Below are 12,423 nucleotides of genomic sequence, written 5' to 3' on the forward strand. Positions count from 1 at the left end.
TTGCTCATGTGCCACTTTCACAGAAGATTGAGAAATAGCCAACATCCCGCAAACAGATAAATTGTGCAGCGCGATGCGTTTGGCGCGGAAATATTGATTAACTGGTTTCAGTTTGAAGCCCTTTCTTTCGTTTAGGTTGCTTGTATATTGCCTTTGACAGAGTTGATAACATACCACCTTTAATTAGCTATTCAATAACTAAATGTAAGCTATTTAACTAATTCAAAGTTAGACTTTTGTTTTATTTAGGAATTTTCTTTTGAGCGAAAAAACTTTAATTGTTCCAGTATTGGAGCGAGCAAAAGAAGCCATGAATGCTAAATCTGATTATGAATTAGCACAGAAATTGGGCGTAACAACGGCAGCAATGAGCGGATATAAAAAACGCAAATCGCTACCGTTGGAGCAGTGTATAAAAATTGCTCAAATTAGTTCGGTTTCTTTGGATTGGTTGATTTTGAATAAGGGTAATAAATACGGTGTCCCAGCCTCTCATAAACCTACTCCCAAGCAATTATTAACGCTTAAAGATAAAGAGCATAGAATTTGGCTTGAAATGCTTAGTTATGATTTAGGCAATCAAGATTTACCGTTAACTGAATCTGAAACCAAGTTAGCTTGTTTATTAAAGAAAGTTACTGCAGAAATAAGCGAAATCAAATTTCATCAAGCTAATCCTAATTTAGTGAAACTGCTTACTAATTTAGAAAAGCGTAAATTTGAATATCCAGTTGATGAAATTGAGCAGCAGACCGATATTCAAAATAATCAATTAAACCCAGAACAAAAAATGCTGCTCACAGGTTTTGATAGCTTAACCAGCGAGCAGCAAGATTGTATTTTCACGTTTATCCGCCGTTTCGTTCACGGAGAAGAAATCGTGTATTCAAAACCTACCATTCACATTAGCGGTGGCAATGTCGGTCAAGCCAATGCAGGCAACGGACACATTGAAAATTTGAATATAAAAAACGATAAAGGGTAATCTTCATTATGATTATGGCAACCAAAGACGAGGCCTTAGGATTAGCCGAAGGCACAACCGAGATTAAGCCGAGTGTGGGCAATCGCCTTGAAGTTCACGCTCATTTGTTGTATGCCATGCTTGCGGACGAAACTCTGCGCTTGGCAGCAACATCATGGCTGGAACAGAATCTGCCACGGCTAGCCAATGCAGCTCATAGCCACTATTGCGAAGAGCTGCTAAAACAGATTCAGGCGGGGGATTATCCTTCCAGTCTTTTGGAATAACTAAAAAAGCATAGCTGATAGAATCGCCATTGTCTGACTGCGTGAGCTGCTGCAAATATTGACTGGCTGCGCGACGTTGTGGCATTAGTCGCATTAAGTCTTCTTGTGTAGAATAAGTCATAGCGTTACCTTTCTGTGTCAATAAAATTGGGAGTTAATCATGTTAGCATATCCTACTAATCCTTGGACTTCTATTTTTGCCGATGAAGCGCAAGAAAATAAATACAATCAATGGCTAAACGACAAAGTGGCGCATAATCTAGCCGATACGCGCCCTAATGTGCCACATGATTTGTTAATGGCGCGTTTAGATGCGATTTTAGAAGCAGCGCAACAAGGGCAAGAATAATGTTGCCGATTGAGTGGAATGCTCGCGCTTCTGATGATTTGCTGGAAATTGTGGCGTATATCGCGCAAGAAAATTTGCCTGCCGCCATTAAAATGCGTGAACGCTTGGAAACGGTTGTTTTGCAACTGGCGCAAATGCCGTATATGTTTCCTATGAGTTCTCGCGTGAAAGGACTGCGCGAATTGGTGGCACACCCAAACTATATTATTTTGTATCGCGTTTTGGCTGATAAAGTGGAAATTGTGGCGATTGTTCATGCTCGCCAAAATTTACCAAGAATTTAACCCAAAGGCAGCCTGCACCCACATGCAGGCTGCTTTTTTATTCTTCACCGCCCTCAAAATCCAACATCGCTTCCAGTTTCAGGCTGCATGTGTAGCCGCCGTCGTCCAAATGGTGTTGCACTTCTGTGATGAGCCATTTTTCGCGGTCAATTTCGGGCTTGAAGCCTTGCACAATCACAGGCGTTTCGGGGAATAAATCGGGGCGACCTGCGGCGAGTGTAATGCTAAATTGTGCTGCGCCACGTTGCAGTTTTTTGAATGCGGTTCGCGCTCCGCTCCATGCGCTCGAATTGCGGGCATATAAATGGCGCAGGGTTTTGACTTTTTTCCCTGCGGTGTCAATTTTGCGGTTGGCATTGGCTTTGGGCGGTTTTTGTTTACCGTTGCGGTTGGTTTTACGCTCGGGCTGCACGTTGGTTTTGTCCACCACCACCTCTTTGCGCTTGCCTGTTTTTTTGTCGGTGTAAAACGCGCGAACGGCGCTGTAGCTGTCGGTGGTGGAATAGGTAAAGCTGTGTCTATCGCCCGATTGCCGTGTAATGGTTAAGGCTGGAATGGGCTTGCCGTTTACGGTTTGCGCTTCGCCCTCGGGCGTGAACAGAAAAATGCCGTGTTTTACGGTGGCTATCGCGCCATATTGCTCGGCTAGTCGGCTTAAAAAACTGGCATCGCTTTCATTGGTTTGGTCTATGTGGTCAATGCGTGTGTTTTTGTAGCTTTCGGCAATTTTGCATTTTTCGCCTGTGTAGCTGTTTTGCGTGGCAATGGCTTGCACGATTTGATGCAGGGTTTGTTTGTGCCACGATTTTTCTTTTTGCTCAGCTAGGCTTTCGGCGAGGTCGGCGGCGCGTGCGGTAATGCTCAATGTATCAGGGCTGCCTGAATGGGTAAATTCGGAAAACAGGTATTCGCCTTTATCCACTACGCCTGTTTCGGCATAACCCAGCGCGAGTGTGATTTTGTCGCCCATTTTGGGTATGGCGATTGCGCCGTCGCGGTCGTCTAGCTCTATGGTTAATTCGTCTGCTTCAAAGCCGCGCTTGTCGGTTAAATCTAGGCTGATAATGCGCGATAGGGTTTGTGTGCCAAATGTTTTGCCGTTGATTGTGAGTTCTGCGATTGGGGTCAGATGTCGCCCTTGGTCGTCAAATAATTGGTCAAAGACTTTTCGGGTGGTGTTGGCGAGCGTGTCTAAATCAAAAGCCATATCATACCCCTGCGAGTGCGCGCACCATGCCCACGGCTAAACCCAATGCTTCGCCGTCCACGCCGAATGCGTGGTCGGATACTTTTTTTAGGGTCATGGTGAATGAAATTGAGCGCGGTTTGCCGTCCCACATCAGCTCACTTTGGTCTTCTTGAATGTTGGTAATCACAAAACTACCCATTAGCTTACCTGTTCCCATGATTAAGGGGTGTGCTTGCCCTGTGTCTGCCATTTGGCGCACAAATTCAACGGTGTTTTCGCCGCCTGTGATTTCAGGGCGTAATTCGGCTTTGATGTTGATTTCATCGGGGTCTTTGCCTGTGAATTGGGACGGTGGCATGCTGCCAACGATATTTTGATGTGGGTGTTTCCATGTTTGGCTGCGGCTGATGTTTTGAAAGGGGATTGTGTTCATGTGAAATACGAACAACCCCAAGGTTGCAAGTGCCATTTTTTGGGTTTCCTTATGTTGATGCAGGGTGTGCCGTGCGCACCGTTTTTTCAGGCTGCCTGAAAGGTTTGGTGCGCGTGGCATACCCTACGGTTTTAGTCTTTATCCATAAAACTGCTGTTGGCGCGGCGGCGTTTGGCTTGGTCGCGTTGCTGCAATTTCTGCAAGACTAAATCTGCGATACTGCGTGGGTCTTGATTGGGCGTGGCGTGAATGTGAATGGTAATGTTGTCGCCACCCATGTGCAGGCTGCCCATTCCTGCTATTTGGGGCGGTGCAAACACGGTCGGGCGTGGCAATACGCTGGGTTTGTTTTCGCTGCCTGAAAATATGCCACCTAATTTTTCGGCTGCACGAACTGCCATTGCACCCATATTAAGGCTGCTTGAACCGCCCATTTTGGCTAACAGATTCGCGCCGCCTTGTCGCAGACGCTCAACCATTTGCCAGCCGCCAAAACGTGCCACATCGCGCTGACTGAACACCACTTCGCCTTTGTGGACAATGCCTGCGGCTTCGTTCACGCCGCCTGCGCCTGTGTAGCCACCGCGTGAAAAACCTGCCACGCTTTTTACTTTATTCCAAATGCCTGCTGCTGCTTGTCCAAAGCTGGAATGGGCAATCGCGTGTTTAGCAGCCTGCACTTTGGCAATTAAGCGGTCAAAATTGGCGATTAAGCTGGCAATCATGCCGATTGGACCTGCAAATGCGCCAATCAATGGGTTATCGCGCAAAATACCGCGCAACCATGCCCAACCTGATGCAATGGCGTTTTTGACTTTTTCCCAGTTGAGATACAACGCTGCCAATAAGGACACAGCAAGAATCGCCCAACCAAATGGATTGCTGACTAAAAATGCCTTGGCGACATGCCCAAAGCCGAGCAGGGCGGAGGAAACGATGCGAATGCCGCTGCCAATGGCTGTAAAAATACCTGTGCCACCGCTCATGCTGGCAAATAGACTTGCCCATAAAAATTTTGCGCCTGCAATGGGCAGCAACACTGCGCTAAATGCCAAAGATAAGCCAGCGACCGCGCCCATTAGCAATACCGCACCTGCTGCGATTTTGGATAACATAGTCGCTTGTTGCGGATTTTGCGCTGCCCAAGCGTTGTAGCGTTCTAGCAAGCCACCTAATATATCTATACCATATTGCAAGCCGTCAAATAAGCCACGCCCAAAGCCTGATTGAGCGTTGAAAAATTTGTTTTTAAACATCTCCCATTTTGCGCTCATGGCTTCCACGCGGATAGCAAACTCTTTATCCAAACTGCCCAAGGCTTCTTGTGACGTAGCAAGTTTGATTTGTTCGTTCCACGCTTTGGTATCGGTAATCAATCCAGCAAAAACGCGGTTGTATTCGCCACCTGCCAAGCCTTTTAAAATACCTGCTTGCTGTTCTTTTGGCATTTTTTTAACCGCCGCTACAATTTTTTCTAATGTGCCTTGGGCATCGGTTACCATGCCTTTTTGCACCACTCGAGCATTCAGTCCAATCGCCTTAATGGCATTGCGCACTTCTTTTGTCTCGGGCGCGGTTGCCAAACGTGTCATTAAGCTGCCAACCGCTTGGGCTGCGGTGCTGGCTTCTGTGCCTGCGCTCATCAATGCCGACCCCAAGGCAGCAACGTGTCTTTCGCTCATTTTAGCTAAACCCATACTACCCGAAACGCGGTTCATGTAGTCAATCAACTGGTCACCCGACACAAGTGCATTGTCATCTAAATAATTCAATACATTAACCAATTCACTAGCCGCCTGTTTGGACAACTGGAAATTAGCACGGATTCTGCCCAATTCTTCGGCTAATTTTTCTGGATTATCCGATTCAAAGGCGTTGGCAGCTTTGACGGCTTCGGTTACATAGCCGCGCAACTCTTCACGCGGTACATTCATTTTTGCACCTGCGGCATACATTTTGATAATTTCCACCGTTGCCATTGGCAATTCGTTGCTTAATGCTTGGATTTCTTGGCGCATTTTGGCGATTTCGGCATGATTTAAACTGCCATCGGCATTTTTTAGGCTACCCACTTGGCGAATCACGCCTTGCATGGCATCTTCTTCGCTCATGGCACTGGTTACGCTTCCTTGCAAAGATGTTGCCATGGATACGGCATTGTCTTTTGCCAGCCAGCCAACCCCTTTTGCACCTGCGCTCATTAACATCATTTTTTTTGCGCTGCTGCGTGCGTTTTCTATTTTGATTAAGGCTTCGCGTTGTCGTGCCAGTTGTGCTGTGGTTTTGGCTGCGGCATCATGCAAGCGAACTTGCTCGGTAGCAAAATATTGTGTATTCACACCTGCTTTACGCAATTCAAAAGACAATCGTTGGCTTTGGTCGCGTAAATTTTGCTGATTCATGCTGGCTTTTTGTGATGCGGTTTCCAGTTTTGCCATTTGCCGAATTTGCTGCTCACTTGCTTTGCCTGCCTTTTGGATTTCTTGTGAAAGCTGATGAATTTCGCGTGTTAATTTATCGCTTTGGGCTGCTGCACCTTGGAGTTTTTGTTGCAAATCGGCAAATCTTTTCATTTTGTTTAATGAGTCATTGGTCTGCGCTAATGTTTTTTGTGTTGCGTGCAGGCTGCCCGATAATCCGCTACTGGCTGCTTTGATGCGCCCAAATGCTGCACTGGCTTTGTCTGTCGCTTGCATGATAATTTTCATAACTAAATCTTGCGCCATTATTTAATCCTTGTTCTGATATGGTATTTGTGCTAAAACGCATACATGATTGAGTACGAATCCAGAGAACGATGATGAACACACCAAAAAAAACCACCCTAACAGAAGAAATTGCCACCGCAAATATTGTTGGTTTTGGCTGGGGTGTTTTATTGGGCATGATTTTGAATGCCTTGGTTGCTTTGGTTTTAAGTTTGGCATTTTTAGCAACCCTTATCATGGTTGTGTTTGACATTCATTTGGGTTAATTTTTTTGGTTGATTTAGGCAGCTTGTTTGTGCAGGCTGCTTTTTTATTCATTCATCATCTCCGTGCGTTACCAAAACCGCGCGATGCGTCCAACGCAGCAAGGCGAGTAGTGGGTAGTCCCCAAATGCGGCAACGCCACCGCCAAAAGCTGCCGCGCATTGAGCGAGACAATCGGCGATGGCGTTGTAGTATTTCAGCTCTTTTGTGTGAGCGACTTCCCACACATTGGGCTGCTGGCTGATTATTGCAGCAAATTGGTTGGCTCGGAATCGGATTCCGATAGGTAGCCCAATTCCGTCAAAGCAGCATGCATTTCCGCTTTCGCATTCGGGGACGCTGAAAAAAAATCAATAGCCACATTCAATGCCTGCGTTTCGGGCAGCGTGAGTTTGCCATACATTGCGCGTGTGATAGACGGCGTGGCAATGCGCGATAGCAATTTTTGCACGGTGTCGGTGTGTTTAATTTTGATTAAGTCTTGCCCCATGCCGTCCATGTCTTTGCCGATTGGTTCGCGCAAAACAAATGTGCCACTGGTCAGGGCTACGGTTACGGTGTTGTCTGGGTTGATTTTAATGGTGGGATTCATGGTGTTTCTTTCTGTTTGGATTGCAGGCTGCATGGTTGTTAGGTTACATCAAGCCCAATGCCTGACGCAGTTCTTTACGCTCGTCCACGCCGCCAAAGCTGGCTTTGTTTTGCATAAAATCCAGTTCCAAGATTTCTTCGCCGTCTAGCGTTTCTTTCCAGTAAGTCAGGGCAACTTTGAACTTGTGTTCGCCACCTTCGCCTTGTTTGTCTGTACCAGGGTCGGCTTCAATAATGCGACCGCGCCCTTCGCCTTTTAAAATGCGATAGCCTGTACCGTCTTCTTCTTGCAATGCGCCTTGATAGCGAAATAATTTACCGTTAATCGCGCTGGTCATCGTTTTGAGCATATCTGCGTCATAACCTTTGGACGTGATTTCCATTTCTAATTTTTCAAAACCGTGGGCAACGGTTAATTCGCCCATTGCGCCACCAGGTGTGTAGTCTTCGGTTTTGCGCGAAATTTTAGGGCGCGAAATATCGACAATCACGCCGTATTGATTTTCACCGTCTGTAAACAGGTTGAAACCTTTGAGTTGTTTGGGCATTTTCATTTGTTTTGGTATCCTTAATTTTCCATATTGAAATTCGCTTTACAGTCAATTTTAATGGGGTTACTATTTGGCTTATTCATTCTTTCATCGGTATGGATTGAGAAACGCTGTTAAGTTCCCGCTTAACGGCGTTTTGTTTTGTGCAGGCTGCTTGTTGTTAAACGGTTGCTGCTTTGAAGCTATTGGCAAAGCTAATCACTTTGTCCACCAAGTTCACAAAGAATGTGTCGCTGTTGTATTGCTCAAGCACCATGTTTTCTAACGGCGGAACGTATGTCCATTCGTAGCTGAATGTGAACTGTCCTGCTTGCACGGTTTGACTGGTATTTTTGCTCTTGTCCACAAACACACGCGCTCCCAAAATGTAGCCTTTGGCAACGTATTCGGCTAATTTGGCGTTAATCATCATGATGATGTCTTCCATTAAGCTCGGGTGCATGGGTTTGTCCATTGCCCACATAAAGCCGCTGGCAATGGTCTCTTGAATGATTTGCGCGGAACGGGTTGCCACTTCAAACGCCATTATTTTGTCGTTGGAGCAGGTGCGGTTGCCCCACACGCGAAAACCGTCTTCACGAATCAGCGTGGTTACATCGGCATTATTCAGGGTGTTGGCATCGCAGTTGGAATCTAAAATATCAAAGCTGCGTGAGAATTGCAGGCTGCTTACGCCGTTGATTTCGGTGTTGGAAATGGATTTGTGCCAGCCGATTTGTTTATCCAACTTGGCACGCGCACCTAAAATTCGGGCAATGGTGGCGGCGGTGGTGCTGGTTTGGGTGGCGGTGGAAAATGCCATGAATTCGTTGTCAATCAACATCAATTCGCGGTTGCCAAAGTTTTTGCGGTATTCTGCTACTTTGGTCAATTCGGCTGTACCGCCTGCGCTGCCATATGCAAAGGCGCGTGTGCGCTCGGCAACACTCACCAATTCTTTCAATACGTCCAAGCTATCCAACTCGGGAATACCCAAGATTTTTGGGGTGTAGCCCAATGTGGCTTTGGCGCGTGATAGGGCTTTAATGCCTGTGTGGGTGTTGCCTGTTGATGTGCCGATGATGTTGGCTTTGAGTTCGTTTGCGTTATTGCTATGTGGTACGCGCACAATCACAATTTGCGCGTCTGCTTGGTCGATGATGGCATCGAGCGATTTGGCGAGCGTACCTGTGTTGCCTGCTTTACCCAAAACTTCGTTGGCTGATGTGTAAAAAACAGGGCGGTTGAGTGGGAATACACTGTTATCGGCATCGTCTGCGGTGCAAACCATGCCGATAATGGCGGTAGAAATGTCGTCAATGGCGCGTGCGCCTGTGGTGTATTCTTTGGTGGTAATGCCGTGGTGTCGGGCTGCTTTTGCCATAATGCGTCCTCATCAAAAAGCAACAATAAATAGCGTTTATTATGCCGTTTTGATTCGATTTGGCTGCTGGCAAAGGCGTTTAACCGCGCTTTTAACGCTTTGGGGCAAAAAAGCAGCCTGCAACAGGGCATAAACCCAAGTGCAGGCTGCTTTTTTTCTTATTTTTAATTAAAAGATTGCGCTAAACCATTCGGGCTAAACCGCGCAGGCTGATGCCACGCGCGAAATTCTCCCCACATTTTGCAAGATAAACCCACTTACTATTTATTTCATACCGTGCAACAAAGTTTCAGATCCTGCTTATTACAAGCAGGATTTTTTACAACTGTGCAAATTGAGCAATCTCATCGCTAGCTATTACCATAAACCAAAGGCATCATGCAGTCATCAATTAATGGAGACAGGATGATGAATATCCCTAATACCCACAATCCTGAATATGGCTTCTTTGGCACAATCGCACGCTTAGGCTTAAATACTCAATCCATTGGGACACTGCGGTTGTTATCATTAGCGAAATCACTCAACATAAATACATAAACATTTAGGTGACATTGCCATTTTCTTGGACAGCAAGGCTGGTCGCAGGTTTGCTGAATATATGCTATATGATGATGAAACAGCTCACGCCGTCATTGCATACAGCATCAAAAAACAAGCTCAGCGTACACCTAGATTAAAACAAGTTTTGCAGGAAATTTCCCAAGAACGTGTTCATTAATCCATGCCATCTATTCAACAGCGACGTTGCAGTCGCTTTTGTTATTGCAGGCTGCTTGAAATCAGTAGTTACATAGCACTGTGAACGTAAAAAACACCCTTAATAGGGTGTTGATTTGGGTGTTTGGTGCCCAGAAGAAGACTCGAACTTCCACGTCCTTACGGACACTAGTACCTGAAACTAGCGCGTCTACCAATTCCGCCATCTGGGCTTTGCTTTTCTATTGTGTTTGCGTTAAAGTGTCGCAATCAAGAAAGATTGCATTATATAAATACTACAAAAGGATTGTCAAGAATGGCTAAAAAGAAAAATATCAACGAATTGAATTTACGAGAAAAAGACCCGTATTTGGCGCGTGAACGTGCGAAATACGACAATAATCCCTTACCAAGCCGCGAGTGGATTATTCAATTATTAGAAGAACTTGGCGTACCACAAAAAATGGAAGCGCTGTCTGAAAAATTATCCATTGAAGAACACGAGCAGGAATTTTTTGAACGCCGCCTAAAAGCGATGGCGCGAGACGGTCAGATTTTGATTAACCGTCGCGGTTTAGTATGCGTGGCGGAAAAATTGGACATCGTGAAATGTCGCATTGAAGCGCATAAGGACGGCTTTGGTTTTGCTGTGCCGTTGAAACCGACTGGCGACGGCGATTTAGTGTTGTATGAACGCCAAATGCGCGGCGTAATGCACGGCGATATTGTTACGGTGCGTCCATTGGGTTTGGATAGACGCGGTCGCCGCGAGGGTCAGGTTTTGGACATTGTGGAACGGGCGCAAACATCTGTCGTGGGGCGTTTTTATTTGGAACGCGGCGTGGCGGTGCTGGAACCTGAAGATAAGCGTTTGCATCAAAACATTATTTTAGAGCCTGATAGCGTGGCGCAATTTTCGCCGAAATCGGGGCAAGTGGTGGTAGCGGAAATTGAAAGTTATCCTGAAAATCATCGTCCTGCGGTGGCGAAAATCGTTGAAGTATTAGGCGATTACGCAGATAGCGGCATGGAAATTGAGATTGCGGTGCGGAAACATCGTCTGCCGCATGAATTTAGTGCAGGCTGCCTGAAAGTGGCGGCGAAAATCCCCGATAAAGTTCGCGTGGCTGACCGTAAAAATCGGGTGGATTTGCGTGATTTGCCGTTGGTTACGATTGACGGCGAAACGTCTCGCGATTTTGATGACGCGGTTTACGCGGAAAAAGTGGGGCGCAATTATCGTTTAGTCGTGGCGATTGCGGACGTGAGCCATTATGTGCAACCTGATGATTTGATTGATTTTGATGCGCGTGAACGGGCAACAAGTGTGTATTTTCCGCGCCGTGTGATTCCCATGCTGCCTGAAAGTTTGTCTAACGGCATTTGTTCGCTGAACCCTGATGTTGAGCGGCTTTGCATGGTGTGCGACATGACGATTACTTACGCAGGCAATGTGAAAGAGTATTCGTTTTACCCTGCGGTGATGAAATCGCATGGGCGTTTGACGTATAACCAAGTTTGGCAATGGCTTGAAAATAAAACGGAAAATGAATATTCATGCAGCCTGAACGTGTTGTACAAATTATTCCAAGTGTTGCAGCAAAAACGCCAAAAACGTGGCGCAATGGAATTTGAAACCGTTGAAACACAAATGATTTTTGACGATAACGGTAAAATTGAGCGCATTGTGCCTGTGGTGCGAAATGACGCGCATAAGTTGATTGAGGAATGTATGTTGGCGGCGAATGTGTGCGCGGCGGATTTCTTGTTGAAAAACAAGCACAATGCGCTGTATCGCAATCACTTGGGTCCAACACCTGAAAAATTGGCGACGTTGCGCGAACAGTTGGCGTTGCTGGGTTTGAGTTTGGGCGGCGGCGATAATCCGACGCCGAAACATTATGGGGAGTTGGCGGCAAAAATCGCTGACCGTCCCGACCGTGAATTGTTGCAAACGATGTTGTTGCGTTCTATGCAGCAGGCGATGTATGAGCCTGAAAATGTGGGACATTTTGGTTTGGCGTATGAGCATTACGCGCATTTTACTTCGCCGATTCGCCGTTATCCTGATTTGTTGGTACATCGGGCGATTAAGGCGGTTTTGGCGAAGAAAACGTATGATGTCAGCAGTTGGCAGGAGTTGGGCGTGCATTGTTCGTATTGTGAACGCCGTGCCGATGACGCGAGCCGCGATGTGGAAAGCTGGCTGAAAACGTATTATATGCGTGATAAAGTTGGCGAAATTTTTACGGGCAAAATCACGCACATGGCGAATTTTGGCATTTTTGTTACGCTGGACGATGTGCATATTGAGGGCATGGTTCACGTTAGCGAATTGGGTGAGGATTATTTTAATTATCGTGCGGATTTGTTGGCGATGGTGGGCGAGCGTGGCGGTGTGCGATTTGGCATGGGTGATATGGTAACGGTAAAAGTGGCGCGTGCGGATTTGGAAACCAGTAAGATTGATTTGGTGTTGATTACTGGCGGTACGCAACCGAAAAAACGTGGCAAAAAGCAGCCTGAAATCAATGTTGATGTGATGGTGAAAGAGGCGTTGCATTTGGTTGAAAAATCGGCGAAAAAAACGAAAAAGAAAAACAAATCACAGCCTGAAAATCGCAATCAGTCTGGCAATAAAGCGCAGCCTGAAAAGAAGAAAAAGGCTAAAGTAAAAATTAAAAGTGGGCAGCCGAAAAAGGTTTCTCGTAAGCGCAAATAAGTTTTCAGGCTGCAATTTA

At 46.3% G+C, this 12,423-nt stretch carries 14 protein-coding genes and 1 tRNA gene; 6 read left to right on the plus strand and 9 right to left on the minus strand.

Annotation, left to right across the window (positions count from 1 at the left end):
• The first annotated feature begins 259 nt into the window (after positions 1 to 259).
• Entirely contained in the window at positions 260 to 985 is a 726-nt protein-coding gene (locus QEO93_RS00750; protein WP_085815473.1) for a helix-turn-helix domain-containing protein, read from the plus strand.
• A 63-nt stretch (positions 986 to 1,048) separates the two neighbouring features.
• On the opposite strand, the gene QEO93_RS00755 is transcribed toward QEO93_RS00750, so the two are convergent.
• On the minus strand, positions 1,049 to 1,372 hold the full coding sequence (locus QEO93_RS00755) for a hypothetical protein (protein ID WP_032137573.1): 324 nt from the start codon (positions 1,370 to 1,372) through the stop codon (positions 1,049 to 1,051).
• 39 nt (positions 1,373 to 1,411) lie between these two features.
• On the opposite strand from QEO93_RS00755, the gene relB reads away from it, so the two are divergent.
• Both relB and QEO93_RS00765 read left to right on the plus strand, forming a co-directional pair.
• Positions 1,412 to 1,600, plus strand: coding sequence for a type II toxin-antitoxin system RelB family antitoxin (relB, locus tag QEO93_RS00760; protein WP_032137574.1), 189 nt, complete (start codon positions 1,412 to 1,414; stop codon positions 1,598 to 1,600).
• Positions 1,600 to 1,884, plus strand: a complete 285-nt coding sequence (locus tag QEO93_RS00765) for a type II toxin-antitoxin system RelE/ParE family toxin (protein WP_032137575.1) — start codon at positions 1,600 to 1,602, stop codon at positions 1,882 to 1,884. The genes relB and QEO93_RS00765 overlap by 1 nt, the downstream gene beginning before the upstream one ends.
• Before the next feature lie 37 nt (positions 1,885 to 1,921).
• Here QEO93_RS00765 and QEO93_RS00770 read toward each other — a convergent pair whose 3' ends face one another.
• The 3 genes from QEO93_RS00770 to QEO93_RS00780 all read right to left on the minus strand — a co-directional run bounded on the left by QEO93_RS00770 (position 1,922) and on the right by QEO93_RS00780 (position 6,232).
• Positions 1,922 to 3,091: a contractile injection system protein, VgrG/Pvc8 family gene (locus QEO93_RS00770; protein ID WP_032137576.1), complete on the minus strand. Its 1,170-nt coding sequence runs from the start codon at positions 3,089 to 3,091 to the stop codon at positions 1,922 to 1,924.
• 1 nt (position 3,092) lies between these two features.
• Positions 3,093 to 3,542 (minus strand): phage tail protein, encoded by a 450-nt coding sequence (locus QEO93_RS00775; RefSeq protein WP_032137593.1) that lies wholly within the window; start codon positions 3,540 to 3,542, stop codon positions 3,093 to 3,095.
• Between the two features lie 95 nt (positions 3,543 to 3,637).
• A complete protein-coding gene (locus tag QEO93_RS00780; RefSeq protein ID WP_052368780.1) occupies positions 3,638 to 6,232 on the minus strand; it encodes a phage tail tape measure protein in 2,595 nt (864 codons plus the stop codon).
• A 74-nt stretch (positions 6,233 to 6,306) separates the two neighbouring features.
• Here QEO93_RS00780 and QEO93_RS00785 point away from each other — a divergent pair, with 74 nt between their 5' ends.
• The gene (locus QEO93_RS00785; RefSeq protein ID WP_157686329.1) at positions 6,307 to 6,480 is read left to right on the plus strand and encodes a hypothetical protein; all 174 of its coding nucleotides are present in this window, start codon (positions 6,307 to 6,309) and stop codon (positions 6,478 to 6,480) included.
• Positions 6,481 to 6,528: 48 nt separating this feature from the next.
• Here the strand turns inward: QEO93_RS00785 and QEO93_RS00790 are convergent, their stop codons facing one another.
• From QEO93_RS00790 to QEO93_RS00805, 4 genes are all read right to left on the minus strand, one after another.
• Positions 6,529 to 6,705: a hypothetical protein gene (locus tag QEO93_RS00790; RefSeq protein ID WP_179184645.1), complete on the minus strand. Its 177-nt coding sequence runs from the start codon at positions 6,703 to 6,705 to the stop codon at positions 6,529 to 6,531.
• A gap of 17 nt (positions 6,706 to 6,722) precedes the next feature.
• A complete protein-coding gene (locus QEO93_RS00795) occupies positions 6,723 to 7,070 on the minus strand; it encodes a hypothetical protein (protein ID WP_032137595.1) in 348 nt (115 codons plus the stop codon).
• A 43-nt stretch (positions 7,071 to 7,113) separates the two neighbouring features.
• A complete protein-coding gene (locus QEO93_RS00800) occupies positions 7,114 to 7,623 on the minus strand; it encodes a phage major tail tube protein (protein WP_032137577.1) in 510 nt (169 codons plus the stop codon).
• Positions 7,624 to 7,780: 157 nt separating this feature from the next.
• A complete protein-coding gene (locus QEO93_RS00805; RefSeq protein ID WP_032137578.1) occupies positions 7,781 to 8,983 on the minus strand; it encodes a phage tail sheath subtilisin-like domain-containing protein in 1,203 nt (400 codons plus the stop codon).
• A gap of 408 nt (positions 8,984 to 9,391) precedes the next feature.
• Here QEO93_RS00805 and QEO93_RS00810 point away from each other — a divergent pair, with 408 nt between their 5' ends.
• Complete coding sequence (locus QEO93_RS00810; protein WP_280642254.1) at positions 9,392 to 9,523, plus strand: hypothetical protein; 132 nt, start codon at positions 9,392 to 9,394, stop codon at positions 9,521 to 9,523.
• A gap of 305 nt (positions 9,524 to 9,828) precedes the next feature.
• Here QEO93_RS00810 and QEO93_RS00815 read toward each other — a convergent pair.
• Positions 9,829 to 9,915: transfer RNA gene (locus tag QEO93_RS00815), tRNA-Leu, on the minus strand.
• An 83-nt stretch (positions 9,916 to 9,998) separates the two neighbouring features.
• Here QEO93_RS00815 and rnr point away from each other — a divergent pair.
• Complete coding sequence (gene rnr, locus QEO93_RS00820) at positions 9,999 to 12,404, plus strand: ribonuclease R (RefSeq protein ID WP_044250299.1); 2,406 nt, start codon at positions 9,999 to 10,001, stop codon at positions 12,402 to 12,404.
• The last annotated feature ends 19 nt before the right edge of the window (positions 12,405 to 12,423 follow it).

Source organism: Kingella negevensis (assembly GCF_030177895.1).
In the GTDB taxonomy this organism is placed as follows: domain Bacteria; phylum Pseudomonadota; class Gammaproteobacteria; order Burkholderiales; family Neisseriaceae; genus Kingella_C; species Kingella_C negevensis.